This window comes from Leptospira montravelensis (assembly GCF_004770045.1).
Lineage (GTDB): Bacteria > Spirochaetota > Leptospiria > Leptospirales > Leptospiraceae > Leptospira_A > Leptospira_A montravelensis.
Map to the genome: position 1 here is coordinate 1 of NZ_RQFO01000011.1, position 26041 is coordinate 26041.

Annotated in this window: 31 protein-coding genes; 10 read left to right on the forward strand and 21 right to left on the reverse strand. The window is 37.0% G+C overall.

The window, feature by feature from the left end; all coding sequences use genetic code 11:
- The coding region (locus EHQ31_RS07945) for a sulfite exporter TauE/SafE family protein (RefSeq protein ID WP_135568318.1) at nucleotides 1-469 on the forward strand (469 nt) is incomplete at its 5' end.
- A gap of 73 nt (nucleotides 470-542) precedes the next feature.
- Here EHQ31_RS07945 and EHQ31_RS07950 read toward each other — a convergent pair.
- From EHQ31_RS07950 to EHQ31_RS07980, 7 genes are all read right to left on the reverse strand, one after another.
- The gene (locus tag EHQ31_RS07950) at nucleotides 543-830 is read right to left on the reverse strand and encodes a hypothetical protein (protein ID WP_135568319.1); all 288 of its coding nucleotides are present in this window, start codon (nucleotides 828-830) and stop codon (nucleotides 543-545) included.
- A 145-nt stretch (nucleotides 831-975) separates the two neighbouring features.
- Nucleotides 976-1239: a hypothetical protein gene (locus EHQ31_RS07955; RefSeq protein ID WP_135568320.1), complete on the reverse strand. Its 264-nt coding sequence runs from the start codon at nucleotides 1237-1239 to the stop codon at nucleotides 976-978.
- Nucleotides 1220-1744, reverse strand: a complete 525-nt coding sequence (locus EHQ31_RS07960; protein WP_135568321.1) for an RNA polymerase sigma factor — start codon at nucleotides 1742-1744, stop codon at nucleotides 1220-1222. The genes EHQ31_RS07955 and EHQ31_RS07960 overlap by 20 nt, the downstream gene beginning before the upstream one ends.
- 3 nt (nucleotides 1745-1747) lie before the next feature.
- Nucleotides 1748-2200 carry a Spy/CpxP family protein refolding chaperone gene (locus tag EHQ31_RS07965; RefSeq protein ID WP_135568322.1) on the reverse strand — a complete coding sequence of 151 codons (453 nt, stop codon included), beginning with the start codon at nucleotides 2198-2200 and terminating at the stop codon, nucleotides 1748-1750.
- A gap of 92 nt (nucleotides 2201-2292) precedes the next feature.
- A complete protein-coding gene (locus tag EHQ31_RS07970; protein ID WP_135568323.1) occupies nucleotides 2293-2673 on the reverse strand; it encodes a TIGR04452 family lipoprotein in 381 nt (126 codons plus the stop codon).
- Nucleotides 2674-2765: 92 nt separating this feature from the next.
- A complete protein-coding gene (locus EHQ31_RS07975; RefSeq protein ID WP_135568324.1) occupies nucleotides 2766-3446 on the reverse strand; it encodes an SH3 domain-containing protein in 681 nt (226 codons plus the stop codon).
- A 37-nt stretch (nucleotides 3447-3483) separates the two neighbouring features.
- Nucleotides 3484-3822, reverse strand: coding sequence for a hypothetical protein (locus EHQ31_RS07980; RefSeq protein WP_208652748.1), 339 nt, complete (start codon nucleotides 3820-3822; stop codon nucleotides 3484-3486).
- Nucleotides 3823-3896: 74 nt separating this feature from the next.
- Here EHQ31_RS07980 and EHQ31_RS07985 point away from each other — a divergent pair, with 74 nt between their 5' ends.
- From EHQ31_RS07985 to EHQ31_RS07995, 3 genes are all read left to right on the forward strand, one after another.
- On the forward strand, nucleotides 3897-5300 hold the full coding sequence (locus EHQ31_RS07985) for an aspartate ammonia-lyase (RefSeq protein ID WP_135568326.1): 1404 nt from the start codon (nucleotides 3897-3899) through the stop codon (nucleotides 5298-5300).
- A gap of 65 nt (nucleotides 5301-5365) precedes the next feature.
- Nucleotides 5366-5749 carry a response regulator gene (locus EHQ31_RS07990; protein WP_135568327.1) on the forward strand — a complete coding sequence of 128 codons (384 nt, stop codon included), beginning with the start codon at nucleotides 5366-5368 and terminating at the stop codon, nucleotides 5747-5749.
- A gap of 51 nt (nucleotides 5750-5800) precedes the next feature.
- Entirely contained in the window at nucleotides 5801-6436 is a 636-nt protein-coding gene (locus tag EHQ31_RS07995; protein ID WP_135568328.1) for a lytic transglycosylase domain-containing protein, read from the forward strand.
- Between the two features lie 16 nt (nucleotides 6437-6452).
- On the opposite strand, the gene EHQ31_RS08000 is transcribed toward EHQ31_RS07995, so the two are convergent.
- Nucleotides 6453-7784, reverse strand: a complete 1332-nt coding sequence (locus EHQ31_RS08000) for a hypothetical protein (RefSeq protein ID WP_135568329.1) — start codon at nucleotides 7782-7784, stop codon at nucleotides 6453-6455.
- 101 nt (nucleotides 7785-7885) lie between these two features.
- On the opposite strand from EHQ31_RS08000, the gene EHQ31_RS08005 reads away from it, so the two are divergent.
- Both EHQ31_RS08005 and EHQ31_RS08010 read left to right on the forward strand, forming a co-directional pair.
- Nucleotides 7886-9904, forward strand: a complete 2019-nt coding sequence (locus EHQ31_RS08005) for a protein meaA (protein ID WP_135568330.1) — start codon at nucleotides 7886-7888, stop codon at nucleotides 9902-9904.
- An 89-nt stretch (nucleotides 9905-9993) separates the two neighbouring features.
- Entirely contained in the window at nucleotides 9994-10995 is a 1002-nt protein-coding gene (locus EHQ31_RS08010; RefSeq protein WP_420844110.1) for a P-loop NTPase family protein, read from the forward strand.
- Here the strand turns inward: EHQ31_RS08010 and EHQ31_RS08015 are convergent.
- The 7 genes from EHQ31_RS08015 to EHQ31_RS08045 form a co-directional block, all read right to left on the reverse strand.
- Entirely contained in the window at nucleotides 10988-11410 is a 423-nt protein-coding gene (locus tag EHQ31_RS08015) for an acyl-CoA thioesterase (RefSeq protein WP_135568331.1), read from the reverse strand. The genes EHQ31_RS08010 and EHQ31_RS08015 overlap by 8 nt on opposite strands.
- Nucleotides 11410-13077, reverse strand: a complete 1668-nt coding sequence (locus EHQ31_RS08020) for a glycerol-3-phosphate dehydrogenase/oxidase (protein ID WP_208652749.1) — start codon at nucleotides 13075-13077, stop codon at nucleotides 11410-11412. Before EHQ31_RS08020 ends, EHQ31_RS08015 begins: the two co-directional genes overlap by 1 nt.
- Nucleotides 13055-13981: a diacylglycerol/lipid kinase family protein gene (locus tag EHQ31_RS08025; protein ID WP_135568333.1), complete on the reverse strand. Its 927-nt coding sequence runs from the start codon at nucleotides 13979-13981 to the stop codon at nucleotides 13055-13057. Before EHQ31_RS08025 ends, EHQ31_RS08020 begins: the two co-directional genes overlap by 23 nt.
- Nucleotides 13981-14622: a TetR/AcrR family transcriptional regulator gene (locus tag EHQ31_RS08030; protein WP_135568334.1), complete on the reverse strand. Its 642-nt coding sequence runs from the start codon at nucleotides 14620-14622 to the stop codon at nucleotides 13981-13983. The genes EHQ31_RS08025 and EHQ31_RS08030 overlap by 1 nt, the downstream gene beginning before the upstream one ends.
- On the reverse strand, nucleotides 14622-16238 hold the full coding sequence (locus EHQ31_RS08035; protein ID WP_135568335.1) for an FAD-binding oxidoreductase: 1617 nt from the start codon (nucleotides 16236-16238) through the stop codon (nucleotides 14622-14624). Before EHQ31_RS08035 ends, EHQ31_RS08030 begins: the two co-directional genes overlap by 1 nt.
- A gap of 88 nt (nucleotides 16239-16326) precedes the next feature.
- Nucleotides 16327-16779: a VanZ family protein gene (locus EHQ31_RS08040; RefSeq protein WP_135568336.1), complete on the reverse strand. Its 453-nt coding sequence runs from the start codon at nucleotides 16777-16779 to the stop codon at nucleotides 16327-16329.
- Between the two features lie 41 nt (nucleotides 16780-16820).
- Nucleotides 16821-17126, reverse strand: a complete 306-nt coding sequence (locus EHQ31_RS08045) for an HU family DNA-binding protein (RefSeq protein WP_135568337.1) — start codon at nucleotides 17124-17126, stop codon at nucleotides 16821-16823.
- 177 nt (nucleotides 17127-17303) lie between these two features.
- Here EHQ31_RS08045 and EHQ31_RS08050 point away from each other — a divergent pair, with 177 nt between their 5' ends.
- Complete coding sequence (locus tag EHQ31_RS08050; protein ID WP_135568338.1) at nucleotides 17304-18581, forward strand: STAS domain-containing protein; 1278 nt, start codon at nucleotides 17304-17306, stop codon at nucleotides 18579-18581.
- Between the two features lie 457 nt (nucleotides 18582-19038).
- Here EHQ31_RS08050 and EHQ31_RS08060 read toward each other — a convergent pair whose 3' ends face one another.
- On the reverse strand, nucleotides 19039-19566 hold the full coding sequence (locus EHQ31_RS08060) for a hypothetical protein (RefSeq protein WP_135568340.1): 528 nt from the start codon (nucleotides 19564-19566) through the stop codon (nucleotides 19039-19041).
- An 87-nt stretch (nucleotides 19567-19653) separates the two neighbouring features.
- On the opposite strand from EHQ31_RS08060, the gene EHQ31_RS08065 reads away from it, so the two are divergent.
- Nucleotides 19654-21156 (forward strand): HDOD domain-containing protein, encoded by a 1503-nt coding sequence (locus tag EHQ31_RS08065; RefSeq protein ID WP_135568341.1) that lies wholly within the window; start codon nucleotides 19654-19656, stop codon nucleotides 21154-21156.
- Between the two features lie 8 nt (nucleotides 21157-21164).
- Nucleotides 21165-21416 (forward strand): hypothetical protein, encoded by a 252-nt coding sequence (locus tag EHQ31_RS08070; protein ID WP_135568342.1) that lies wholly within the window; start codon nucleotides 21165-21167, stop codon nucleotides 21414-21416.
- Here the strand turns inward: EHQ31_RS08070 and EHQ31_RS08075 are convergent, their stop codons facing one another.
- On the reverse strand, nucleotides 21417-21857 hold the full coding sequence (locus EHQ31_RS08075) for a Crp/Fnr family transcriptional regulator (protein ID WP_135568343.1): 441 nt from the start codon (nucleotides 21855-21857) through the stop codon (nucleotides 21417-21419). It abuts the gene before it with no gap.
- Nucleotides 21858-21966: 109 nt separating this feature from the next.
- On the opposite strand from EHQ31_RS08075, the gene EHQ31_RS08080 reads away from it, so the two are divergent.
- Nucleotides 21967-23043, forward strand: a complete 1077-nt coding sequence (locus EHQ31_RS08080) for an acyltransferase family protein (protein ID WP_135568344.1) — start codon at nucleotides 21967-21969, stop codon at nucleotides 23041-23043.
- Here EHQ31_RS08080 and EHQ31_RS08085 read toward each other — a convergent pair.
- Genes EHQ31_RS08085 through EHQ31_RS08100 form a run of 4 tightly spaced genes read right to left on the reverse strand, consistent with a single transcriptional unit; the run spans nucleotide 22988 to nucleotide 25864 of the window.
- A complete protein-coding gene (locus tag EHQ31_RS08085) occupies nucleotides 22988-23590 on the reverse strand; it encodes an NADPH-dependent FMN reductase (protein WP_135568345.1) in 603 nt (200 codons plus the stop codon). The two genes, EHQ31_RS08080 and EHQ31_RS08085, sit on opposite strands and share 56 nt — an antisense overlap.
- Entirely contained in the window at nucleotides 23587-24237 is a 651-nt protein-coding gene (locus EHQ31_RS08090; protein WP_135568346.1) for a DUF1569 domain-containing protein, read from the reverse strand. Before EHQ31_RS08090 ends, EHQ31_RS08085 begins: the two co-directional genes overlap by 4 nt.
- A gap of 6 nt (nucleotides 24238-24243) precedes the next feature.
- Nucleotides 24244-24954 (reverse strand): ParB/RepB/Spo0J family partition protein, encoded by a 711-nt coding sequence (locus EHQ31_RS08095; RefSeq protein WP_135568347.1) that lies wholly within the window; start codon nucleotides 24952-24954, stop codon nucleotides 24244-24246.
- A complete protein-coding gene (locus tag EHQ31_RS08100; protein ID WP_135568348.1) occupies nucleotides 24938-25864 on the reverse strand; it encodes a ParA family protein in 927 nt (308 codons plus the stop codon). Before EHQ31_RS08100 ends, EHQ31_RS08095 begins: the two co-directional genes overlap by 17 nt.
- Nucleotides 25865-26041 lie beyond the last annotated feature (177 nt).

Below are 26041 nucleotides of genomic sequence, written 5' to 3' on the forward strand. Positions count from 1 at the left end.
AGGTGATTTAACGGCGGTTCGTGGGGTCGCAGGGGTTCTGACTTTTTTATTTTTAGTTGTATTTGCCATTCGCACTTTTTCCAAAAAATCAACTTCCTCCTTTGGATCATTACCGCAAGGGATTCGTAAGTTTTTGGAAACCATTCGCTCCCGATTTAGTAAAAATGGACTTGGGTTTGGTATTGGAATGGTTAGCGCCCTACTGCCTTGTGGAGTTTTGTATCCGGCTTATGCGGCCTCATTTGCTACAGGTACACTTCTAAACGGTGGACTTGTGATGTTTTTCTTTTATTTAGGAACCGTACCTGCGTTAACAGGTCTTGGATGGATTGTCAGAAAATGGAGAGATAAAATCCCTACAAAATGGATCCCTGCTTTCGGAACGATTGTGATTTTAACTTCTTTAAGTTTTTTACTCTACCGTCTTTTTTTCCACAGCCACGGAGAGTCTTGCGATCATTTATTATAATCAGTTTGTTATTCTGCCTTTCAATCACCAAACTAAAGTTTAGCGGAAATCAAAGAACCTAGTCTTTTAAAAATCAAAAACCTCTTCCTCTAAAGTATTTTTCTTTGAAGTGGCTAACCAAATCCTGATTAATTTTGGTATCATTGTTATTGCCAATCACGGCAATTAGTTTCTTTGCTATACTTCGATCATGGTTGACTAACCATCGTTTGTATTGTGCGTTCAGCTCCGATTCTCCCACAAGAATGACTTCTGTTGGAGATTGTAAGGTTTTTGTGATTTCTTCAAAATCCCAAACATCTGACTCCAGTGGTTTCTCCCAAGTTTTGGATTGCATTTGATCCGATTCAAACTTAATCATCTCGATTCGCTTCTTGTTGAGGTATAAGATACAGGCATTCATATTTTCACTTCCCTACATTCATTATGACGCATAGAAAAATAAAAACATACTATTTTTAAAAAAACCTCCTGTTCTGTTTCCTAATATTCAACATTGATAAATGTCAATCCATACTCAAACTTACAATTGATTCAGAACTTAACTCCTCTACAAGATAATGGACATTAGTTGATAATTCACTTGGTTCAAGAATGAACTCATTTAAAAAAACTAGAGAAAAAAGCAAAGAAGAGAACGTCAGAGCGACATAAACTTTTCTTTTTGTTTTTTCTGTTTGGACTCTGGCTTTTGTCCGTCTCACCATACGCAATTCAAAGTCAGAATCATTTAAAAGTTGTTCCCATTTTTTAGGATTCTTGGAATTCATTTTTTCCTCCTGGTATATGTTTACGGATCCATTCTTTAGTGCGGAACAAACGTGACTTTACTGTTCCCTGCCTAACTTCCAATTCTTTTGCAATTTCTTCCATTGTTTTACCTGACAAATAAAGTCGCAAAGTTTGACGATACACTTCAGGGATTTGTCCAAGCATAGACTCGACCCATTCTTCTTTTTCAAAAGAGGCCTCTTCCCTAACCCCAGACAACTGGACTTTGTTTTTGACCAAATACCTTCTTGCCTTTTCCTCTTCTCGTAATCGTTTTTCATTCATACGAAGGGCCTCGTTTCGGGCGATGGTGTAAATCCAAGTAGAGATTTTGGATCGACCATCAAAACCACCTTTTTCCAATGATTTAAAAACACGGAAATACACTTCTTGTACTACATCTTCTGTAGAATCATCAAAACGATCGATGAGGGTATCACCGACCGTTTTTAAAACCAAATGTTTGGTTTCTTTGACTACTGTTTCGAAGTCAAATTCTGGCATTGTTTACTCTTCCGGTGGTTGGTGACGACTTGCGAAACGCTCCACTAAATCAGCAAACTTCTCCCTTTGGTCTGGCTTGAGTACTGCATGGAATTCAACGAGTTTTGACTGGAAAAACTTACGCATTTCTTGGTGGCGAGTTTCTCTTTCGATACTCATTTTATCCAATAACTTCGTATCAATTTTTTCTGCACGAATCTGCGTTGCCATTTCTTTCGCCCAGGATTCATGTTTCGGTTTCATTTCCTTGTGTTTGGCTATGAGTTCGGCTTTGATAGATTCTAATTTTGCTTTTTGCGTATCATCCAAATCTAGTTTTGATGTTAGTTTAGAAGCTACCCATTCAATTCTTTTTTCGAAATCTTTGTGTCCACGACAATTTCCAAAAGCAAATGCCATGACCGATACAAGACCTATCGTTGTTGCGATTTTTAAAACTTGTTTGAGAGAGATCATAAAACCTTCCTTGTTTGTTTGGTGAATATGACCCGAAAGAATGAGGGAGAGTTCCCTACCTTCAAAAAAAGGTAGGGATTTTATTTTTTTAATTAAAAACTAGGGAACGGATCTCCTGTTAAGTATCCATCTGTTTTTAGGTCTTGGCAAGAAAGGATGTTTGCAATCGCAGAACCAAGTACAAAACCTTTAAATCCTTTGATATCAGAAACACACTGATCCACATCAGCTTTAACATAATATTTAGCAGAGTCAATACTTGCAATGTCAGCCGCAATTAAACTGTAAATAGAGATAAAAGGTCGACCAACCAAAATAGTTGAGTTGATTAGGTCTGTCTGGATTGCCGCATCGGTAATTCTAGAAGCAACTTCAGAACCCTTTTCACGATCGACCGTTGCTCCCACTGGATTTAAGACAAGACAATTGGTTAGCGAAAACGCTAAAGCAACAAACAGAATTTTTTTTAACATAAAAGTTTCCTTCGATAATGGTTTCACCAAATCTAAATTCTATATACCTTTGGTTCAAGAAAAATCTATCCCAACTGTTAATTTAACAACGGTCAATCGCCAACGATAAATATCGTTAGATACCAATTGTTTTTCTTTTTTTCAAAAAAAGCTCTGTAGTCAAGAGGACTACGTAAAAACCGATCACATACATAACCTGGTTTTCCTTGTGGTGTACATATTTTTTTCCAATTACAATTACTTTCTTTTTCGAGTCGTCTTCCATCCAAATCATCTGCCTCTGCTCTTACAATTTGGTAACTGAGTTGAGTGATTGACTTTGATTCTTTAGTAGCATCCTCTCTAACATTTACATTCTTTCCAATCACTAAATAATGAGTGAAAGGATCGTAGTCACCAGGGAAGGTTTCAAAAAAATAAGGAGCTACCATTTGACCTTCATTATTTTGGCGAAAACCTAATTTGACAGTTTCTTCCATAAGTTCCCAAAAATTGGAAGAGGAAGGTTTTTCTGTTAGTTGGAATGATTTTAAAAAATCTTTTTTCCCTGCTTCCCCACCAAAAGAAAAATGGATGTCTTTATCGATTACCTCTTCCAATGCTTTTCGATCTTTTGATTTTAGGATTTTTAAAAATTTTGTTTTGAATTCGTTAAAACTTTTATCTTTCGCAGAATGATCGATAGGTGTTAACGTTTTTGCAACAAAAGGTTCACAGGGCAAAAGAACGGTCGGAATCAGAATAAAAAAAAGGACTGAATAGAATTTTAGCATAAAACTTGCAAAAAAGTTACGCCGACAGGATAAAGAATCAATTCTTTTTCTGTACATTCACCGCAATAGTGCATTGTTTTGGGAAACCAAGATTTTCACGAATTTCTTCCAAGGAAAGTTTTTTCCGTTTGAGTTCGCAGACTTTCAAAAAAAGTTCGGCATACTCTTTATCTAGTTTTTCACCTTCTTCGTCCTCTTCGGTTAAAACGAGTTTGGCAATGTCGACACAAGATCTTTCTGAATCTGGCAATAACTGAAAAATAGTTTTTACGGTCTCTTCTTTCTGTTTGCAAGAAACACTGGAGGGATGTTTTTCTTTTCCATATAAAGAAGTTAGGAAGAAAAACAAAAAGATCAAAAATAGGTTTTTAGACATTCGCAAGATAAATCTTCTTCCCATTTCCATTTGGTCGAGTATCTTTCGTCCTATCCTAGAGAAATTAAATACCGATGACAAAACCAACTCGAAAAGAACACGACCTTTTGGGGGAAAGAGACCTTCCCGCAGATGTTTATTGGGGAATCCATACCCTACGGGCATTAGAAAATTATCCCATCACAGGAAAAACGATTGGAACCTACCCGGATCTAGTAAGGGCACTTGCCTATATCAAAAAAGCTTCTGCTAAGACTAATTGGCAACTCGGTCAACTTTCAGCGGAAAAAACAAAAATAATTTCTGACGCTTGTGACCGGATTTTAAAGGGAGAGTTCCATTCTGAATTTGTAGTCGATGTCATCCAGGGTGGAGCCGGAACTTCCACGAATATGAATGCCAATGAGGTGATTACTAACATCGCTCTTGAAATGTCTGGCTTACCCAAAGGAGATTACTCCCACTTACACCCATTGAATGATGTAAACATGTCCCAAAGTACAAATGATGTTTATCCTACTTCTATCAAAGTAGCTGCCGTCTTTGCTATCAAAAGTTTACTAAAAGCAATGGAAGAACTCCAATTAGCCTTTCGCAAAAAATCAGAAGAGTTTAAAGATATTTTAAAAATTGGAAGAACTCAATTACAAGATGCAGTACCTATGACTCTCGGCCAAGAGTTTTCTACCTACGACGTTATGTTAGGTGAGGATATCAGCCGTTTAAAAGAAGCCACTTCTCTTATTGGTGAAATCAATTTAGGTGCTACAGCAATTGGTACGGGGATCAATACAGATATTCGTTATTCACAAATTGTGACCGAAATTTTAGCAAATGATACGGGACTAAGTTTAGTAGCGGCACCGAATTTAATCGAAGCCACTCAAGACACAGGAGCTTTTGTTCAGTTGTCAGGCATACTCAAACGAATTGCGACAAAGTTATCAAAAATATGTAATGATTTACGGCTTCTTTCCAGTGGACCTCAAGGTGGATTTAACGAAATTAATTTACCTGCTAAAGCCGCAGGTTCTTCCATTATGCCAGGAAAAGTGAATCCCATCATTCCAGAAGTGGTCAACCAAATTGCTTATGAAGTCATTGGAAACGATATCACTATCACAATGGCTGCCGAAGCGGGTCAACTCCAGTTAAACGCTTTTGAACCAATCATTGCTCATAGTCTTTTCAAAAGCATTGAGCACCTAACTGCTGGTTGTAAAACATTAGAAATCAATTGTATTAATGGAATCACTGCCAATAGGGAACTGTTAGAATCACGTGTCAAAACTTCAGCAGGCCTCGCAACCGCTCTTAATCCATATATCGGATATGAAAATGCAACTCTTGTTGCCAAGAAGGCACTTTCTGAGAACCGTTCTGTTGAATCAATCGTTTTGGAACTGGGTTTATTAGAAGAAAAAAAATTAAAAGAAATCCTAAGACCTGAGATTCTCACATCACCACATACACTTTAAACGATGTTTATTTCTTGCTTTCTTTTTATTTTTTATAAAAATTCGCTCGGATCTCTCTGCAAATTATGAAACATTTAAGTATGGTATACCTAGTGGAAGATGATGTGATTACCACATTTCTCATCAAAACTCTGATGGAAAAATTCTCCTTTGCAGATGAAATTCAAGGTTTTCAGAATGGGGAAGATGCTCTGAATGCGCTCCTTGCAAGTTCCATTGATCCAGATATGTTATTTTTAGATTTGAATATGCCTGTCATGGATGGTTGGGAATTTTTAAAAGCAATTAGCAAACATCCAAAATACTCAAAACTTCCCATCTATATTTTAACCTCTTCTATCGATCCCACCGACAAAGCTCGTTCTGCAGAATTCCCGAATGTCAAAGGGTATCTTGTCAAACCACTCTCCCTCAAAGATTTGCAGTCCATCAACCCAGAAGTTGGCTAATGAGACATATTTTTTTCTTTAGTTTTTCCAAATACAGACGATCCTTAGGGTGTGAGACTTTCTGATATACCTTCTGTATCTTCTGTTTTGAACCGGATGGAATCCCTATCCAAACTTTCAGAAAATCCCAAATCCCTTGTCTCCTTTCCCGATGTTCTTGAGAGGGAATGGAACCGTTCCCATCCAGAAATCCAACAAAAAGGACTGAATCCTAAGGAAAAGGCCGAGGGAATCACTCTCCCCTTCCCCGAAGAAGTTGGATTCAAATCCACCACCTCTCTCCAGGCAGATACGAAAACCAAACCAGATGATATTTTAGGAACAATTGAATCCATTGCCAAATCCCAAGGTATGGACCCTAACTTAGTCAAGGCGATGGTAAAAGCAGAGTCTGGGTTCAAACCAAAGGCGGTGTCTCCGAAAGGCGCAATGGGACTTATGCAACTCATGCCGGAAACCGCTGAATCACTTGGAGTCAATGATCCATTTGATCCAGAGGAGAATATTGGCGGGGGAGTGAAATTTTTAAAAGGTCTTATGAAGGAATTCAAAGATCCAGAAAAAGCAATTGCCGCTTATAATGCTGGCCCTGGGGCTGTAAAACGTTACAAAGGGATTCCTCCTTATGAAGAAACTCAAAAGTACGTAAACAAAGTGAAACGATATTATAAAGACTTTAGTTCGTAAAACTTTTTATCCATTCTTAATAAAAAGTTAAATAACCAAATTTTTTCTGTAAACCAGTAGTATATTTATCAAACGGGCGTTTGGTGGGAATCTCAGACCAAGCTTCATCTACTTTTTTCACAATAAAATTCAAACTTTTTTCGTTTCTAATTTTTTCTGTAGTGGCTCTTTGGATGAGAACATCATCTTCGCTAATTGGAACAATGGCAAATGCCCTTTGGTTTCTTCTAAATAAACCTGATTTTTGGACCAATTGGATGTCTTGGTTCCAAATTCCATCTACATACAAGAAAGATTTATCAGTTACCGTTTCCTCACGCATGTATTTTGTTTTAGTTCCTGTTTGGAAATAAAAAGCAAAAGAAAACTCTTTCGGCAAATAAATGGGATCCGATTTTAAAATCAGAGCCTGACCGAAGGCTTTGGTAAGATTTTTAGATTGGAGTTCCCAAGGTTCTTTGTCTGAAGCACTTAGATTTTTAAATATAAAATAAATGGAAACGGCAATGGATACAACGATGACTACAGATGCAGTAATGGTATTCAGTTCTTTTTCAGTTTTTAATAAAACATGCCCAATTCCAAGCACCACAAGTGGCAATAAAATTAGAAGAGCCGAAGTATACCAAGTTTTGAATAAAAAACTAATGGAGTTTGGTCCAAAAAAATCTGCATAGGAAAAGTATATGAGAGAGAGAATAAAAAAACCTAAATACCCGAGTAAAAATAAAAACGGTACATTTTTCTTTTTATAAAACACTGATGTCTTTTGGGCAGCTTTTCTAGATCCACGAATCCCAGTCAGAATCACAAAAAAAGTAAACCCTAGATAGAACATAATGAAACTAGAAAAGAAGGCAAGGATGGTAAAGCTGGGAAAGATAAGCAAGTCTGTCATCTTCTCCAATCGGAATGTTAAAAAAACTAATAATAAAAATACAAGGCAAAGGGTTTCTGTAAAATAAGAAGTGGGAAATCCATAAGAAAAAGGTAAAAAAGCAGCCAGATAAACCAAAAGATAATGGTTACGTTTCCACTCTTCAGACCGAAGTAGTAACATAAACAAATGTAGGAACAAACTATAAAAAAGACCAGCTAACACTAAAAAGGATGGAATATAATTCATCCCAAAGAGTTTTTTCCAGGCAACCACAAACCAAATCGCAAGTGGTTCCCGGGCGGAAATCAGTCCCCCCTCTTCCACAGCTGCCTTAATATTGGCCAAAAACTCCCACTCTGATTCCGAAGTAGGAAAAGGTCTAAAATAAGAGAACAAAGCAAAGCCCAAACTTAAGAATAAGATGCTAAAAAAGAAAGGAAGTGGTGAAAAAGGTTTTGGGTCTCGCATCTTGGAAAAGGCTCAATTTGCCTAGTCCTGTATAAATTTTTAGGTGAAAATATTCCAGAAGATTTTCAATTATACATAGAATTTATAAAACGAGGCAAAGAATGTCCGCCGAAAAAAAAGATTACCTTCTCGTGGACGAGAATGGACAGGGAAAACCTGACAAACCGTGGATTTTTAGGACTTATGCAGGTCATACCAATGCAAAAGCCTCCAATGAGTTGTACAGAAAGAACCTTTCTAAAGGCCAAACAGGTCTTTCCATTGCATTTGATCTCCCTACCCAATGCGGCTATAGTTCCGACCATGAAGTATCACGCCCTGAAATCGGCAAAGTGGGTGTTCCCATCAACTCACTTGAAGACTTTCGCATTTTATTCGACCAAATTCCGATCGAAGAGATGAACACATCCATGACCATCAATGGAACTTCCATGTGGTTACTTTCACTATATGTAGCTCTTGCAGAAGAACGAGGATTACCTCTAGAAAAATTAAACGGCACCACACAAAACGATCTTATCAAAGAATATTTAGCTCGTGGAACCTATATTTATCCGCCAAAAGAATCCATGAAAATCATTGTGGATATGTATGAGTATTGTTTACACAACATCCCCAAGTGGAACCCATCTAACATTTGTTCTTATCATTTACAAGAAGCTGGTGCCACTCCTGTTCAGGAACTTTCTTTTGCACTTGCCACAGCCATTGCCGTGTTGGATGCCATCAAAGAAAGAAATTGTTTTACCGCAGACGAATTTGAACAGTGTGTGGGTCGTATTTCCTTCTTTGTCAACGCAGGAATTCGTTTCGTGGAAGAGATGTGCAAAATGCGCGCCTTCACAGAAATGTGGGAAGAAATTACCAAAGAACGTTATGGTGTTAAAACTGCCAAATACCGAGTGTTTCGTTATGGAGTGCAAGTCAACTCACTTGGACTTACAGAAGAACAACCAGAAAACAATGCATGGAGGATCCTCATTGAATCTCTGGGTGTGACACTTTCAAGAAATGCAAGATGTCGTGCCCTCCAACTTCCGGCTTGGAACGAAGCTTTATCCTTACCAAGACCTTGGGACCAACAATGGTCACTTCGATTACAACAAGTTCTTGCTTATGAAACAGACCTACTCGAATACCCAGATATCTTTGAAGGATCGAAAGTAATTGAATCCAAAGTGAAGGCTCTCAAAGAAGAAGCCAAACTTGAAATTCAAAAAATCGTCGATATGGGTGGGGCGCTAGTTGCCATTGAAAACGGATATATGAAGTCTCAGCTTGTTAAATCACAAACAGAAAGACTTTCTAAAATCAATTCCAACGAACTAGTGATTGTTGGTAAAAACAAATGGACCGACGGAATCAAATCTCCGCTGATGACTGACTCCGATGGTGGTATTTTTAAAGTAGATCCAAAATCCGCAGAACAAACATTAAACGTACTAGCAGAAGCAAAAACTCGCAGAAATGCTGACCTTGCCAAAAAATCAATTGAAGACTTAAAACAAGCAGCAAAAGACGGAAAAAACCTAATGCCGTTCTCTATTGCTTGTGCCAAAGCACTGGTCACCACAGGGGAATGGGCAGACGCACTTCGTGAAGTATACGGGGAATACAACCCACCTACTGGTGTGGATGGACAAAAACTCTTTTTATCGGATGATAAGGTTTCTACAGTTCGTGGGAAAGTAGAGGCATTCACTAAGGCCAATGGACATAGACCAAAAATTGTTGTAGGAAAACCAGGACTTGATGGTCATTCGAATGGTGCCGAGATGATTGCCGTTTCTGCAAAACATAGTGGTTTTGATGTAATTTATTCAGGAATCCGACTCTCTCCTGAAGAAATCGTTCAGTCAGCTGTGGAAGAAAATGCTAATGTAATCGGGCTCTCTATCCTTTCCGGTTCACATAAAGAAATCGTAAAACAGCTGTTTGATGAATTAACTCATTACAAAGCAAAAATCCCTGTTGTGATAGGTGGAATCATTCCTGAATCCGATTTTGAAGAACTCAAAAAAATGGGAATTCGTGAAATCTTTACACCAAAGGACTATGATCTAATGTCGATTATGGAAAAAATCATCGACATCGTCTCTGTAGAACCCGCTCTCGTTTAAAAACGGAAAATCGGTTTTACGATTCTCTTCCATTGTGGGTTTTTTAAATCTGCAATGGAAGTTCCACTACCCAAATTTATCTTTTTTTAATGGCACCACTCTTGTTTGATACCAAAGAATCTTTATCCCAACTAGTTTCGGAGGCACTTCTCGGTGAAAAGTATCCGATCGCAAAACTCATTTCAAAAATAGAAACGGAAAACAATTTAGAATTTCGCGAGTTCTTATTCCAAGAACTAATCCTTCAAAATCCAAATGCAAAAGAAGGTCTCACCATCGGTATCACAGGAACACCTGGTGCCGGTAAATCCTCGTTACTCGGTGAGTTATGCAAACTTTTTTTAGATTTTGCACCCGATAAAAAAATGGCAATCGTGGCGATTGATCCTTCTTCCAATGTGAGTGGGGGTTCCATCCTCGGCGATAGAACGAGAGTCACACTTCCAAGAAGAGACAATCGTATTTATTTCAGATCCCAACCTTCTCAATTGGAATTGGGTGGACTCAATCCTTATACCTATCATGTCATCCGTTTCCTAAGAAGAGTTTTCGATTATGTATTTGTAGAAACTGTAGGGATAGGCCAAAACGAAATCTCAGTTTCTCTTATTTCCGATTTATCCTTTCTTGTCATGCAACCTCTCGGTGGAGACCAAGTTCAATTTATGAAATCGGGAATAATGGAAGTTCCTGAAGCCTTTATCATCAACAAATGTGATGAAGAATCTTTGGCTAATTCCAGTTATTATATGTTAGAATCCACTTTAGAATTCATCAAAGACATATTACCCGATCAATCGCTACCCCCTATTTTCAAAACATCGGTTACCAAACGGAAAGGAATCGAAGAACTATTGTCATATATCTTACAGTATCAAAAACGGAAGGACAAAAATACAGAAACCCTCACCCAACTCACACAATGGATACGCAATGAATATGGAAGATGGGGAATTTCGATTTGGGAAAAATTAGAATCTTCCCAGTGGAACCAAGCTGTGAAACGAAATCCACTGGGTGGGATCCATAAACTGAAGTATGAAGAAGAGGAACGGAAATTCGTTTCGCTGATCCAAACAAAAATTAAATAAGGACTTTCAAGAATACTTCTGGGATAGGACAGGGTTTTCTCTCTGCATAATCAAAGAAAACGATGGCAGTTTTGGCACGGGCGATTTCTTTTCCTCCATTTTTGTGAGTCATTACATACACCATTTCCAATGATTTTTTGGACACATTGTCCACATAAAGCTGCATCAAAATGTCATCTGGAAAAAATGCTTCTGATTTATAAACAATTGCAACATCAGAAACCACTATCCCCTTCCCTTCTACATTGATTTCTGTCCAACCATGAGAATGGAAAAAACGGGCCCGACATTCGTGAGTTAATGTCAAAATGGCATCATGTGCTAAGTGCCCGGCAAAATTGATATCGGAAATCCTAACACTTAACTCTGTTACATAAATTTGTTTTTCAGGAATATCGATAGCGATTCGGGCCATTAATCAACAAACCATTTGTATCTTTCGTCAACTAACTTCGTTTCTTCTTTCAATCGGTCGGTATTCCAACCAAGAATTTTTGCAATCTTCTTATCTAGCCTTGTCCTTTCTGTGGAATCAAGGAGTCCTACAGTACCTACCCCAGACCTTCTAAAATAAAAATCAGTTAGATGAAAAATATCTTCATGAGTGAGCATATATTCCACTTCTTCTTCATAATAAATTTCGCCGTTAGGGATCCGATAAAAATCTTTGCCTTCTACTGATAAAATCTTCCAGGTGACACTACCATATCGCCTAGCCAAAGTTTCTAACTTTGCACCAGCTACTTTCGGAAATTTTAATTGTATTTCGTTTACAAGTTCTTTAAGGCTTTGGTATCTTCCCCCAAGTAAAGGAGTGAATTTTGTGGCACAAGGAGATTCTTGTCCTTTTGTGTACTGATCAATTGCATTTACTAAATTCTCGGCAACAGCACGACTTGTTGTGTATTTCCCACCTAACGCTGAGAAAAAACCTGGGAATCCTTCCTTTTCATAATGAAAGATCTCTGATTTTCTAGAAGCTGAATATGTTCCTTCTGTACTTCCTGGATCTTCCACTAATGGACGAAGGCCACCATAATAATAATCCACATCTTTTAGTGTCAGTTTCGCGAACCCAAAACTATAGTTTACTTCATCGAGTAGATCCACAAGTTCCGATTGTTTGACTTTAAACGCATCTGGATCATCGCCGTAAGCAGTGTCAGTGGTTCCGACAATCGTTTTTCCTCGCCAAGGGATTACAAACAGATGGGATCCATCTCTTTTGGATAACACGGCACATTCATTCCCGCAAATATTGCGAACTACCGCATGGATTCCTTTGGAACGAACGAGTTTTTTCTCTGCTGTGACTCCGGTCATGGATTCGATCACATCCGCCCAAGGCCCAGCCGAATTGACAACTACCTTAGTAGAAACCAATACCTTCTTCCCAGTCAGAGAATCGGTAAGACCGACCGTATAACCACCGCTATTTTGTTTTTTTAAAGTAGTAACCGCAAGGTAATTAAAGGCATGTGCACCCTTTTCTTTTGCTGATAAGATAAATTCCGTTGTGTGTTTTTCTGGATTGAGATTGGCGTAATCATAATATTGAAAACTACCTTTGAGAGACTTTCTATCTAATCCCAACACTTTATAAATGGTTTCTCCTAATGAATTCCATCTATATCTAGGAAGTTGAACATCAGCATCTATTTCCCGGTTACGATCAAAAGAAAGCGCATTGTACAACTCCATTCCAAAAAACAAAAGAATTCTTTGAAATAAAGAACGAATGGGAATGATAAATCCCATTGGTCTTACTGAATGAGGAGAAATTTTTGCAAGATACCTTCTTTCTGAAAGTGATTCACGTACAAGTCCAAACTCAAAGTTTTTTAAATATCTTAACCCACCATGAATGAGTTTAGAAGTAGCTTGGCTTGTACCGGAAGCATAATCATTTTTTTCGACTAGTAAACAATTGTAACCGCGAAGTGTGGCATCCCATAGAACATTTGCACCAGTAATCCCACCACCAATAATAATGATGTCGTATTCAGATTTTAAGTGACCGAGTCTTGAACTTTCTTTTTTTGTAATTTGTTTCATAGAATTAACATTTGATTGGAAGGGCATTCGGTATCACTTTGAAATGAGCAGGAAGTTGTCCCATATTCTCACCATCTACATCAATAAATACATCTTCGTCTGACTCTGCAGTTAGTTCGGTGATCTGTTTGGAAATGACTTTGGAATCTTCTGATAACTTCCCTCGGTACAAATAACCAAATTTTCGAAGGGTTTCCATTACCGTCACATCTTGAATGGCGAGTAAATCCATTTTGCCATCATCGAGTTTTGCTTTTGGAGCAAACCACATTCCACCACCCGCATACTCTCCATTAGCGCAGACAATTAACCTACATTTGTTGGTAATTTTTTCAAATTTGGAAAGTGTAAGTGTAATTTTTTTGTTGGTATAAGTGAATAAACCAAGAATTGTATATAATAAAAATACACCCTTACCTCCAATGATATGAGCCAATTTTGACCTATTAACTTTATAAACAACTTCACCACCCATCCCAAAATCTGCCAGATTCAAACATAGATAATTACCTTTTGTTTTATCTGCTTTCGTATAGGTAACAGCTATCAAATCAATCAATCCTTCTTTTCCATTTAGAATTTGTTCTAAGGCTTTGATTGGATTTTTTGGGACTTTGACTGTTTTTATAAAATCGTTTCCTCGCCCAGCAGGGATTGGGCTAAAAATTACATTTTTGTTTATTAATTTTCCATTTTCAAAAAGACCATTTATCACGTTTGAGAAGGTTCCATCTCCACCGATTCCTACAATCCAATGAAACCCTTGTTTGACGGCTTCTTTTGCGATATCACGTGCAGCGCGTTCCTTAGTTGTGGCTTCAAACTCATAAGGAATCCCTTTTTTGATTAATTCTGGTTCTACTTTTTTCCAAACTTTTGCAGAGAGACCTCCGCCAGATACTGGATTGATAATCACTTTCATCTTTCTCATCAAGTCTCTCCTTTGTTTCCACCAGAAAATAATCCATAGAATAATACATGTTCGATCGTTTCTAAATAGGCTTTTTCACTTTTGATTTCGTTTTGGAAATGCCCATCTAAAATCACTTCCACAGCTCCACGGATCATCCCCCAAGCAACGGCAACATTAGGATAAGTCCCACGCGAATTGATTAAGTTTTCTTGTTTTGCCTGTTTATAGATTTTTTCTAAAAGTGTTAAACGATTGGTTCTTTCTTCTGTCAGAAGTTGGCTTATATCTTCTGATACGTTGTTAATATTCAAATTAACGCCGCATTGTCTAGCAACAAGATACATATGACGATCACCTAAACAATGATCTATATAAGCCCTAATTGCTTTTCTTGACATCTCAATCGCCGTCTGTGCCTCAAAAGCCTTTTCTAAACGTTTACGCAAACGAACATAATCTTCATATTGAATGCGCGCCATCAAATCATCTTTACTTTTAAAATGGAGATAGATGGTTCCCCGGCCTATCTCCAATTGTTTAGCTATGTCATCCATCTTTACTAAAGAAGGATGTTTAGTTCTAAAGAGTTCAATAGCACAGTTGAGAATATCTGTTTCTCTCTGTGCAAATTCTCGTTTTTTCCTTTCAGAAACACCCATTATTTAAGTCCTAACAATCCGCCTGGATTCATGATTCCCTTTGGATCAAAAGTCTTTTTTAGAGATGATAAAATGCGAAGTCCTTCTTTACCGACTTCCCCTTCCATCCAAGGTGATAACATCCTTCCTATTCCATGATGGTGTGATAACGATCCGCCATTTTTATGGATGCTATCTATAATTCCTTTATGAAATTTTACAAAGTTTGTTTCTTCATTTTTTTTATCTATGGGACTTAAAAAAATAAAATACAAATTGGCTCCATTTTCATAAGCGTGAGAAATATGTACCATACAAGATGTATTCTCATGGCTTTTAATATATGCCCTAGTTTTTTCCCATAACCCATGCAGATTTGACCAACTAACAGCTGTCTCCAAGGTATCAATACGAATCCCTTCATCCATTAGATAATCTCTTAAATAAGCACTAGAGTATCTTTGGTGTAACCATTTGTTTACCGGAGATTCTCCAGTCGAAAATCCACCATTCCGTTTTGCAATTTTTTTGATCTTTTTTAAAACTTCTTTTGCATAAGTTGGATCACCATCAATGATGATATGCATAAGAGATCTTTCCATTGGTTTGTAACCAATGAACCTAAGAAAATAATCTTCCTTTCCTCCATGAAGTCCACTCATATGGAAAGAGATATCAGTTTCTTCTGGGTCTTGGATTCGGAAGAAATGTGGTTTGCCAAAGCCTGCCTGCATCACATCTCTCATCGTTTCTACAGCTTTTTCAAAGTTTTTAAAGATGAAAGAACCTTTGGCGGAGTTTTCCGGATGAAATTTACGAATTTTTAACGTTGCTTTGGTGATGACTCCAAAACTTCCTTCTGTACCTAAAAACAAACGGAATAAATCTGGTCCAATGGATGCAGCTGGGTAGGCTTTGGATTCAAATTTCCCAGTAGGAGTAATCGCTGTTAGACTAAGAAGTATATCTTCAATTTTCCCATAACCAGTGGAAGCTTGCCCTGCCCCCTTAGCAGCGATCCAACCACCAACTGTTGAGAATTCAAACGATTGAGGAAAGTGACCGCAAGTGTATCCCCGTTCGTTCAAATGTTTTTCTAAGACAGGACCGTAAACTCCCGCCTCAACAGTGACTGTGGAATCAATGGCATTAAATTCGATGATTCGATTTAGACGAGATAAATCTAAAGATATCCCACCTTTAGGAGCTTGTAATGCCTTTGTGACTGTAGACCCTGCCCCATAAGGAATCACTGGAATCTTATTTGTATTGGCAAGTGAGATAATTTCTACAACCTCTTGTTCTGACTTTGGTGACACAACTACGTCCACCACGTCAGTGACTTCACCAAACCTTGCTTTATAAATTTCTGTATAAAATTTTCCAATGGAATGGCGTGCGCGCGAACCATCGTCTAACGAAACATAATCTTTTCCGACAATTTGTTTTAACTTTGTGATAATAGCTTGAGAGAGTTTAGACTTTTTTAATGGATTTAGAGGGAGTTCTCCTTTGGGAAAGGAATTTTTGAACTCTTTGTCCACGGGAAATTGCGTTTCTAAGAATTTTAAAGTATGAGCCGGTAATTTTTCTTCTACTTCGGGAGAACCCCATTTATAAATCGTACGAGTTTGCATATTGGTAACCAAAAGTCCTTATTTGTTCCAGAATTTGAACCAAGTTCAATATTTGACAATTAAAATAACCAAACCATCCAAAAAATCTTCAACCTCTGAGTTCTTTGATGTATTCAGCGCGCACTTGGTCTACAAAGGGATTGGTAAAGGAAGTTCCGAATAATGCAGATAAGGTTTCTGCAATGACATCATCCAAATCAAACCCTGTTAAAATCCATTCCAATAACTCGAATGTAATGTCTAGGGCAGGAGTAGGATATTGTTCGGACTTACCTTTAGCAATTGTTAATAATAAGTCTGTTATCTGAGAAAATTTTTTCTCTTCGATTAATTTACGAATCTCAGTAGGATATGAGACCATTAACTTTTGTTTAATGGCATTTGGTGTAAAAACAACCTGGTCTTCGCTCAGATCCAATGCTTTTAGCAAATGTTCTTTTAGATTTTTTTCTGAATGATGGTTTTCTTGCCAAACGAGAAGAATCTTCTCTCCGACGAGAGAATCTTCGAAAGGTAAAAAAGGATAAGGTTTTTTATCCATAAGATGCCCAGGCGGTCATCCTCCTGGGTTCACAAACTAAATTATTTCTTTGGAGGCACAACTGCGTCTTTGCAAGTTTTTGATAGTGTGAATTTAACAACAGTCTTAGCAGGAATTACAATCGCTTCCCCAGTAGCAGGGTTTCTTCCTTTGCGTTTTGGACGATTGCGTTTAACAAGTTTTCCTAAACCAGGAATCACAAATGCTCCGTTTTTCTTAGTTTCTTTATAGGCGAGTTCAACAAAGGAGTCTAGGAACGCAGCTACGTTCTTTTTGGTCATACCAGTTATTTCAGCTAGTTCACTGAGCATTTCGGACTTCTTCATTGGGGTAGGAGTTGTTGCCATACTTTGATTTTCCTCTAAACCATTTAACGGTTACACATTATTTATAAAACTACATGATTTGGTACAAGACTAAATTGATTTTGGATACAATTTTTCTCCAAATTTCCTAAGAAATTCGAAGTTTTTTTAAAAAAACCTTTATTTCCCTAAGGAAAATGGGAATTTCTTCCAAAACTCATGCCTTCCACCAAGTATAAAAAGGTCGTAGTGGTCTTCAAACGTACCAAATACGAATTAGATTTGGAAACTTACGGCTCCATTCAGGCTTACAAGGAAGTTGCACGCCAAAATCCAGAAGTCTTTGAAAGAACTTTGGAATCACATGAGAGGCAATTAGAGTCTCGAAATTTTTTAAAAGCCCAAGTTTTTCCCGAAGCTGACTTTGTGTTTCGTGAAAACTTTGATCCAGAAAACGGAACGAAATACGATTTAATAGTGGCTCATGGTGGTGATAACCATTTTACTTATGTTGCACATTTAGCAGGAAATACACCTTTAATTGGATGTAATTCGGATCCACATTCTTCCGTGGGAGCCTTACTTGGGTTTACCGCAGAGGAACTAAAAATTGCCGTAAAAAATAACTTCAATCAAACTCAAATGGAGTCCTGGTCACTTTTAGATACGGAAATCCTATATCCGAATGGAACAAAACTGAAAACCGTGCCAGCTATTTGTGAACTTTCTATCCGAAACAATAGCCCAGATCTCACATCCAGGTTTTGGATTTCCTACCAAGGACAAAAAGAGGAACAAAAATGTTCCGGATTACTAGTTTACACAGGGGCGGGATCAACAGGTTGGATCAGTTCATGTTTTCCCAAAAAATTCTCGCCATTCTCCAAACATGAGCCATTTTTCCATGTTTATTCCCGAGAAATACGAGTGAAGTCCCGAGAAACAGAGTTTTCCTTGGCAGATTTTAGGGCTTTAGATCAAGTGGAAGTTATTTCTGAAATGAATGGTGGACTCGCAGTTGATTCTCTCACGGAGAGACATTATCCGTTTCCACCTTACGCCAAGGCGACGATTCGATTATCGCCAGAGAAATTATCTGTAATTGTTCCGCTAAAGAGAGGGGAATCCATGCAAGACTTACCATACGAAATAGAACAGAAACGTATCAATGGAACTGTCATCGTCCAAATTAAAGGTCGTATGGAATCAGGTCCACTTGACCGTATTACACAAACAATCCTCGATGAAATGGTTGGGACCGACAGAAAACATCTCATTTTAGATTTTTCTGAACTTAGATACATTTCCAGTTTAGGAATTCGTATGATATTGGATGTAAAAATGAATTTGCAAAAAAGAAACAAGGAAATGGCTTTAGTTGGTGTAACAAGTTCCATCTTACAAGTGTTTCATTTACTTGGTCTTTCCAATGCATTTCAATTCTATCCAGATCGCGAAGAAGCACTAAAATCATTTGAGGAGTCATCTAAGCCATAGATGTCTCCTCGAGTATCCGTCTGGATCACTAATGCGGTTTTTTTATCTTTTATTGTTGTATCTCTATTCTATTCGCTAGTCCATTTCGAAAATCAAAACTTAAAAACAGAAACTGCAAACTTAAACGAGGAAAAGAATAGAAGTTTTGCAATTGTACAAGAACTCTCACGTGTCAAAAACCAATTCCCAATTGCTTACCAATGTCATTATAGTTTCGGACTAAGCAACGGCTCACTCCATGAAATTACAGAGAGAATCCCCTACTCTATTTACAAAAAGCTAAGGTTAGGTGATACGATTCAGGTTTATAAAAAGGAAATTAGAATTTTTGGGAAACAAACGGCAATTTCTAGAATTAAGGGGAATGAAGAACCACTCCCCCTTTTGGAAAACTTAGAAAGATACTTTCAATATGGATTTATCTATTTACTCGTATTAGTCGGTTTTACTTTTATTGTTAGGGTTTTGGGATTACTATCTCAAACCTATCCTTCGCGGCAAAAACTAAATGAGACTGACGAGATTGTTGTAAATAATTCTCAGGATTAACATCAAAACTTACGAAACACATATATTTATCATGTTTTACAACATACATAAATTCTGAATAATTTAGATGAGTGTTCTGAGTCATAAAACCGCGAAGCCATTTACTCTCTCTGTAAACCCTTTCGTATTGAATATTCGTAGCATCAATTTTTTTAATTGCTTCTGATGATTCCTTAGAATAGTCCCGGCTCATAATTTCTTTTTTTAGCGTCTTGATTAAGTTATATTCCAATTTCGCTTTATTAGGTGGCAAATTTTCTGGGCGGGTTTTATAATAGTATTCAAATAACTCTTTATCTTGTCCCTCTTTCGCATCGTGATTCTCTTGGTTCACATCTGTTGGGGTGGCTTGTGGTTTGGTGTCCTGTGCAGAGATAGAGACAACTGCTACAAATAACACAAGGGTAATCGAAAGGGATTTTTTTAAGAGTTCCATAGTCTACATTATCGGATTCCTGACCCAAATTTCAAAATAAAATTTTCTGTTTTCAAAAAGAGAAACAAGGTTCAAAACAGGTTTATCATGTCGATTCCTCCGCTCATTACCTTCCAAGAGGACTTCCTTTCCGGAAAGCTGATTTCCAAGGAATATGTCCACTTTTCGGAAATCGACTGTCCAGAACTAGATGTTTGGATTGGAAGAGTGGTTCGTAGTATTTCCTTAGAATTCCTACATGAAATACTTTTTACCATCCTAAGTGAGCTCCTGGTAAACGGTTGTAAGGCCAACGGGAAACGTGTTTTTTTTAAAGAACAAGGACTAAATCTCTGGGATGAAAATGATTATGCCAGAGGAATTCCTATGTACAAGGATGAATTTGGCCATAATCGCAAAAGAGTCTTTTTAGCACTGGATCATTCCAATTACAAGATATCGTTAAGCACCATTTATAAAGAAGATTATATAGAATTTAGAGTCAGAAATAATGCTAAAATTTTGCCCGAAGAAAAAAATAGAATTATAAAAAGAGTTGAGGCGTCCAAAAAATACAAAAACATAAACGACGCCTATCGCGAGTCAGTTGACAATGAAGAGAGCTCTGGACTTGGAATTGTGCTCATTCATATCTTACTCAGAAATTCAGGTATATCGAACCAGTTTTTTCAGTTAATGACTACAGATGAATACACAGAAGTCATCATTCGAATTCCAAAACAACTTATACCAAAGGAAAATCAGACTAATATAAAAAATCTACTTGTCCGTGAAGTGAATACCCTACCTCCCCTTCCATCTCAGATCCAAAAACTAATTCTTATCGCAAAGAAAAAAGATGTCGATTGGCATGAAATTGCAGCACAAGTAGAAAAAGATCCAGCCATTACTGTTGAAATTTTAAAAATAGCAAATTCTCCTCTATTTGGAGCACATACTCCAATTATTTCTGTTTTAGAAGGAGTGAAAAGAATTGGTCTCAAAAATCTTGAATCTATTTTTTTAACATTAGGTGCGAAAAAAATACTTAACTCTCGTTATGCGAAACAAGTATTAGTATGGACACATTCTTTCAAAACATCTATGTATGCGAGGTTTCTGATAGAAGATCGCAAAAAACATTTAAAGTTATTAGAACCTGCTATTATTACTGCCCTACTTCATGATCTAGGTAGGATGGTACTTCTTTCCCTGGATTTAAGCCAAGTGAATCAAATTAGAGTTCTTAGAAGTGATGACAATAATGAAATTTCAGAATGGGTAGAAGAATATACCTTAGGCACTACACATTCCGAAATCGGTCATTTGATGGCTGAAAAGTGGAATTTCCCTGAGGAGATATTAGATGTAATACGTTATCATCACAAACCTTGGCAATGCAAAACTAGAAATAATATTCTATGTCAGATCATTTACCTAGCTGATATTTTAGCCAACATTGGTCGAGGCAAAGGAAATTACTTCACAGTAGAACCAGAAGTTTTGGAATATTTTGAAATCTCTTCAGAAAAGGAATTTCGAGATATGCAGGATAGTTTTAAAATCAAATTTGAGGAGCATAGAGAAGAATACCAAAATCTCTTAGCTTAATTAAAATTATGAACTGGAAAGATTTATTAAACCTTGAAGACAATCAGTTAGAAGATCCGAAACTTGCAGATGAATTTAACTTAGTGGGGCATCCAGAATACCCTAGTATATCCACACTTCCCCCAGAAGAAACATTAGAAATTCTCAAAGAATTCTTAATGGCAGAAGGACAAATTGTAAATATCAAAAACCTTTTAAGTTATGCACCTATTTTAGAAATTACATTAATTAAAAAGAATTTACCGACAATCTACGGATAGTCATTCCACATCTTGAACATCACTAATCGCTATTTGATGTTCCTTGCCAACTTCGTTGCTAAATTCAATCTTCTTAGCTACTGATTTTTCCATACTACTAATGAGAAGTTCGTTTGTCCTAGCTAAACGATCTGCCATAATCGAAACCATCTTTGCAGCAAATTTTGGGTTCTTTACCAGAAAGTTTTCTAACTGTTGTTTGCTTTCAATAACTGCCACTTCACAATTTGTTATCGTTCTTGCAGTAGCACTTCTTGGGTTTGAACTAAACAAAGCCATTTCGCCAAAAAAATCTCCAGGTTTCATGAGAGCCAATCTTGTTTGGCTATTATTCACCGTAAAAAATATCTCAACGTTTCCTTGGAGGATGATGTACATCGCATTATTCAGTTCCCCTTCTTTGAAGATTCTCTGATTTGGCGGAATGTTGAGTTTGCTCATTGATTCGTGGCTCCTATATCTATTTTTGGCTATTTTGCCTAAAATCTGAATTCATTTTCCTTTGCACCAGGAAATCTGAAAAGAAAATGCCGTAAAGGAGATAGCAATTATGGAATGGGAATTACTAGGGATCATACTAACGGGACTGGCAGCTTTGAGTCTTTTGGTCTTTCAAATCCCCTACTCCATCCCGCACCCACTGGGAGCCAGACAAGGCAGAGAAAATCGGTTCGATGTCTTGAGGGGATTCGCGATGGTTGGAATCGTCCTAATCCATATCCATTCATATTTCCAATTTTTTCATCCTGCCGATCAAATTGTGATCAGAACGACACTATTTTTTTCCAACCTCTCTCGATTTTCAGTCCCTTTGTTTATACTAACATCTGCTATATTTTTAAGAAAAAAAGATGGTTATTGGATTTCAAAACTAAAGAACCTCGTTTTACCATACACACTTGCCTCAGGTTTTGGATATTTAGTAAAATATAACCATTACAATGCATTAGAATTTATCCAATTTTATTTCTTAGGGAAAGTGTTCGCACCCTTCTATTTTGTCCCTTTATTAATTCAGTTTTATTTATTGTTTTATCTTTTTGATAAACTACTCTCTAATAAGTTGTTTTCGAAGTCATTACTACTTATTTCTTTTTTATTAAATTTATCTTCTAACTTAGGCTTTTTTGACTCAATTCTACCTAAAGAGTATCATGCTATATCAATTTTGAATTATATTTTTTTCTTTATCTTAGGAATCTATATCGGACTTTCCAATGAAGAAAAAGCTAACCAAAATAGAGAAAAGTCTCTTATATTCGGAACCTTTGCCATATTATTTTTCTTTTTTTTAATCCTATTTAGTTTTGGATATTTTGTAGATTTCAAAAACCATCACCTAATATACCCCATATTTATCTTTTTTGGAATTTGGGAATTATTGCCCAAATTCAATAGAAAGATTTCAGATTGGATTTCATTTATAGGAAACAATAGCCTATTTATATTTTTATTACACCCGTTTATCATCCACATGATGCACAGCGTGGATCCTTATACTTTTGGCGGTCCGGTAATAGGTTATATTGTCACATTAGTTCTAAACGTCGGTATCCCAATCATCATAGCATTTACAATCCAAAAGGGTAAGTCTTTATATCGATTACACCACTCTGACGAACGGTAGCAAATGCTTTTGCATATTCTACCAATACATTCAAAGTATAGGTTAGCCTGGATCTAATATATTCATCATCTTTACTTTCTGGATTTTCAGAATTCAAAACAGATTCCACATGCCGAACAATTACATGATCAGGTAGGTAAACAATACGAGTGTTTTTATAACTAGACATTCGTAGCTCAGCATTCGGATAACTACCACCCATTCCACTGGAAACTGTAATAATGAGTCCAGGTTTATGCGAGATATCACCACCGCTTAGGTAAAGAAAAAAGTTCTTTAAAGCAGGACTTGCCATTCCTGCATATTCTGGAGAAAGGAATATATATGCGTCAGCACTACTAAACCCTGAACTATATTCTAACCAAAATTTTTTAATTTCTGAATCCTTTTCCCACATTGATGGATCCCATAATGGAAGAGGATTTCCACCTAAATCATAAAGACTAGTTTCAATACCTTTTGTTTTTAATATCTCGGCTAGGAATTTACCTACTTTAAATGTTTGTGAATTCTTTCTATGGCTTCCAGCTACTAAGGATATTTTCATCTAAGACCACCCCCTCCACCTTGGTTTTTATTTCCTTTGTTATGTGGTTTCTTTTTATTTTTCCATTTGCGACTATTATGACCACTAGGTTTTGGATCTCTATCATCTTTTTTCTTCTGTTGATGATTGTTTTGTTTTTTATCAGAAAAAGCTCTTTCTTTTTTCTGCTCTCTATCTTTGGCAAACCGTAGTTTTTCATCACCGTATAATTGAATATATCCAAACAAAAAAGCAGCAAGAATTCCATGAATGCGTTCCCACTGTTTTTTATCTAATTCACCAAATACTGAATGGTCTGCAAAAGGACCAGAATGTAATTTAAAAGCAGTTAACGATGTTTTTAATCTTAGCAGTGCTGATTCCGCATCACCCAAATCTTTAAGCGGGAAACCTGGAATTTGGTTTGCCTTAGTGTAACTACCTTTTGAAAGCAGTTTTGCAAACTTATATTTTCCTAATATTTTATTGATAGTATTTCTTTTGGTTGTCGATCCAACTTTTTGGATAGATAATTCAATTGACTCGGCCAAAAAGTCATATACTTGACTTAACGTAATGTCTGCCTTTTGTTTTTTTTCACAAACAACAATAATAGACAACTCTCTTTCAATGTCGTCTATCGTTTTCAGTTTTAAATTTGATTTCATTTTTTCCTACTCGTTGATTCCGTACTTCTTTTTAAGTATACTCAAATCTTTTAAAAAGTTATCTCGCACTTTCCCGCTAAGTTTACTTAAATTGATACTGACACGGGTCGAAGCAGATCCTGGTCGGGGTGAAATCGTTTCACCCCCTCTGTTTTCTTTACGTTTAAGTAATTCTTCAAGATTCTTCACTGAAAGTGGTTTGCCACTAATTATCAGCTCCATTACAGATTTTTGGTCCAGTCTTGCAATACTGCTAAGTTGCTTTACATACCGTCCGCTGTAACCCAACAATTCAGAGACTTCTTCTGCTGTTTTTCTTTTTTCTTTACGAAGGAACTGAATTGCTTTGCCAACTTCCCAAGGATTTAGATTCTTTCTCTTTTCATTTTCCGCAAGTGACATCTCATAACAGACATCTTCATTTGCTTCGGTGATAATCGCAGGAATTTCTTTCCATCCTAACTTGATGGCAGCACGATATCGGCGTTCCCCAGCAACAATTAAATATTTACCTTTATCTTTCCTGACCAGGATTGGTTCGATTAAACCTAACCTTTCCATCGAAGGCAACAAGTCCGTCGTGTCTTCTCGACCGATGAGACGAGGTTGAGTTGGGTTAGGAAAAATTTGACTCAGCTCTAAATGCGAAGGATTCTTTTTCTTTTCCGAATACGCAGAGATTAAATCTAAAGCTTGGAATTCAGTTTTTTTGGACATCTATTTTACTTTTAACCTCGGAAGCAAGTTCACGAAAATTTTTCATTGTTGCTAAGTCAATTTTAGCAAGAAAAGACATTTTTGCTTGGGCTTGAGGAATGGATTCTCTCCGTTGGATGACCGTTTCAAATACAGGAAAATATTTTTTCACGCCTTCAGCAAGACCAGCAAGTGCTTTCTGACCTTCGTATTGATTTAAAACAGCTCCTAATAACTTCAACCTCTGGTTAGCTTTTTTCTGGATTTTCTGAAATGTTTCATATAGATCTCTAATCCCTTGTAAACTAAAAGCTCTGGTTTGAATGGGAACAAGTATGTAATCAGCACATATTAATGCATTTTCCAAAATAAGGCCTAGAGAAGGTGGGCAATCAATAATGATATACTCGTATCGCGAACGTAAAGGTAGAATTGCTTCATTTAACAATTCAAAATCATCCCTTTCATAGGGCGTGGTTAAATTTGCCAGCTCCAAAGTTGAAGGTAACAAGTCAAAATTTTCACCAATCGATTTGATTGCCGGTTCTATATTTTTTGCTTTTTTCCCTCGGTATCCCAAATAATCCATTACCGAAGGTACATCATCTTTCAAAAATAATTGAGTCGCATTTGCCTGAGGATCCCAATCAATCAACAAAACTTTATGGTTTTCAGCAAGGGCCTCAGCAAGATACAAACTAATCGTCGTTTTCCCCTCCCCCCCCTTTTGGTTTGATACCGCAATCACATGGCTATCAAAACCATCACTTTGCCTAGGTTCAAAATATTTCAGCAGAATCGACTGCTTAAATTCTTTAGATTTCCATCCAGGTATTTTCAGGTTTGCTGCTTTTTCTGAAAACTCGCTAGTGTTCATCCCAACAAATTTGGCTGCTTCCTCTTCTGTAAATATAGAATCTGTTTTGCCCATAACCTACTAGATGGTGAGTGAGCCTATCCGGACTGTCAATTTAATTATGTCTCTTAGGGGTGAAATCATTTCACCCTTAAGAGAGAACGAAGACCGTTTCAAAAAACAAGAAGCCATAACCAACCATATCCTTCGGGCAAAATTTAGGAATTTACAACTTTAGGGTCAAATAGATCG

Excerpts from the sequence above, each read along its gene's own strand:
- EHQ31_RS07950 (WP_135568319.1), bottom strand. The coding sequence starts at position 830 with ATGATTAAGTTTGAATCGGATCAAATGCAATCCAAAACTTGGGAGAAA.
- EHQ31_RS07955 (WP_135568320.1), bottom strand. The coding sequence starts at position 1,239 with ATGAATTCCAAGAATCCTAAAAAATGGGAACAACTTTTAAATGATTCT.
- EHQ31_RS07960 (WP_135568321.1), bottom strand. The coding sequence starts at position 1,744 with ATGCCAGAATTTGACTTCGAAACAGTAGTCAAAGAAACCAAACATTTG.
- EHQ31_RS07965 (WP_135568322.1), bottom strand. The coding sequence starts at position 2,200 with ATGATCTCTCTCAAACAAGTTTTAAAAATCGCAACAACGATAGGTCTT.
- EHQ31_RS07970 (WP_135568323.1), bottom strand. The coding sequence starts at position 2,673 with ATGTTAAAAAAAATTCTGTTTGTTGCTTTAGCGTTTTCGCTAACCAAT.
- EHQ31_RS07975 (WP_135568324.1), bottom strand. The coding sequence starts at position 3,446 with ATGCTAAAATTCTATTCAGTCCTTTTTTTTATTCTGATTCCGACCGTT.
- EHQ31_RS07980 (WP_208652748.1), bottom strand. The coding sequence starts at position 3,822 with ATGTCTAAAAACCTATTTTTGATCTTTTTGTTTTTCTTCCTAACTTCT.
- EHQ31_RS07985 (WP_135568326.1), top strand. The coding sequence starts at position 3,897 with ATGACAAAACCAACTCGAAAAGAACACGACCTTTTGGGGGAAAGAGAC.
- EHQ31_RS07990 (WP_135568327.1), top strand. The coding sequence starts at position 5,366 with ATGAAACATTTAAGTATGGTATACCTAGTGGAAGATGATGTGATTACC.
- EHQ31_RS08000 (WP_135568329.1), bottom strand. The coding sequence starts at position 7,784 with ATGCGAGACCCAAAACCTTTTTCACCACTTCCTTTCTTTTTTAGCATC.
- EHQ31_RS08005 (WP_135568330.1), top strand. The coding sequence starts at position 7,886 with ATGTCCGCCGAAAAAAAAGATTACCTTCTCGTGGACGAGAATGGACAG.
- EHQ31_RS08010 (WP_420844110.1), top strand. The coding sequence starts at position 9,994 with ATGGCACCACTCTTGTTTGATACCAAAGAATCTTTATCCCAACTAGTT.
- EHQ31_RS08015 (WP_135568331.1), bottom strand. The coding sequence starts at position 11,410 with ATGGCCCGAATCGCTATCGATATTCCTGAAAAACAAATTTATGTAACA.
- EHQ31_RS08020 (WP_208652749.1), bottom strand. The coding sequence starts at position 13,077 with ATGCCCTTCCAATCAAATGTTAATTCTATGAAACAAATTACAAAAAAA.
- EHQ31_RS08025 (WP_135568333.1), bottom strand. The coding sequence starts at position 13,981 with ATGAGAAAGATGAAAGTGATTATCAATCCAGTATCTGGCGGAGGTCTC.
- EHQ31_RS08030 (WP_135568334.1), bottom strand. The coding sequence starts at position 14,622 with ATGGGTGTTTCTGAAAGGAAAAAACGAGAATTTGCACAGAGAGAAACA.
- EHQ31_RS08035 (WP_135568335.1), bottom strand. The coding sequence starts at position 16,238 with ATGCAAACTCGTACGATTTATAAATGGGGTTCTCCCGAAGTAGAAGAA.
- EHQ31_RS08040 (WP_135568336.1), bottom strand. The coding sequence starts at position 16,779 with ATGGATAAAAAACCTTATCCTTTTTTACCTTTCGAAGATTCTCTCGTC.
- EHQ31_RS08045 (WP_135568337.1), bottom strand. The coding sequence starts at position 17,126 with ATGGCAACAACTCCTACCCCAATGAAGAAGTCCGAAATGCTCAGTGAA.
- EHQ31_RS08050 (WP_135568338.1), top strand. The coding sequence starts at position 17,304 with ATGCCTTCCACCAAGTATAAAAAGGTCGTAGTGGTCTTCAAACGTACC.
- EHQ31_RS08060 (WP_135568340.1), bottom strand. The coding sequence starts at position 19,566 with ATGGAACTCTTAAAAAAATCCCTTTCGATTACCCTTGTGTTATTTGTA.
- EHQ31_RS08065 (WP_135568341.1), top strand. The coding sequence starts at position 19,654 with ATGTCGATTCCTCCGCTCATTACCTTCCAAGAGGACTTCCTTTCCGGA.
- EHQ31_RS08070 (WP_135568342.1), top strand. The coding sequence starts at position 21,165 with ATGAACTGGAAAGATTTATTAAACCTTGAAGACAATCAGTTAGAAGAT.
- EHQ31_RS08075 (WP_135568343.1), bottom strand. The coding sequence starts at position 21,857 with ATGAGCAAACTCAACATTCCGCCAAATCAGAGAATCTTCAAAGAAGGG.
- EHQ31_RS08080 (WP_135568344.1), top strand. The coding sequence starts at position 21,967 with ATGGAATGGGAATTACTAGGGATCATACTAACGGGACTGGCAGCTTTG.
- EHQ31_RS08085 (WP_135568345.1), bottom strand. The coding sequence starts at position 23,590 with ATGAAAATATCCTTAGTAGCTGGAAGCCATAGAAAGAATTCACAAACA.
- EHQ31_RS08090 (WP_135568346.1), bottom strand. The coding sequence starts at position 24,237 with ATGAAATCAAATTTAAAACTGAAAACGATAGACGACATTGAAAGAGAG.
- EHQ31_RS08095 (WP_135568347.1), bottom strand. The coding sequence starts at position 24,954 with ATGTCCAAAAAAACTGAATTCCAAGCTTTAGATTTAATCTCTGCGTAT.
- EHQ31_RS08100 (WP_135568348.1), bottom strand. The coding sequence starts at position 25,864 with ATGGGCAAAACAGATTCTATATTTACAGAAGAGGAAGCAGCCAAATTT.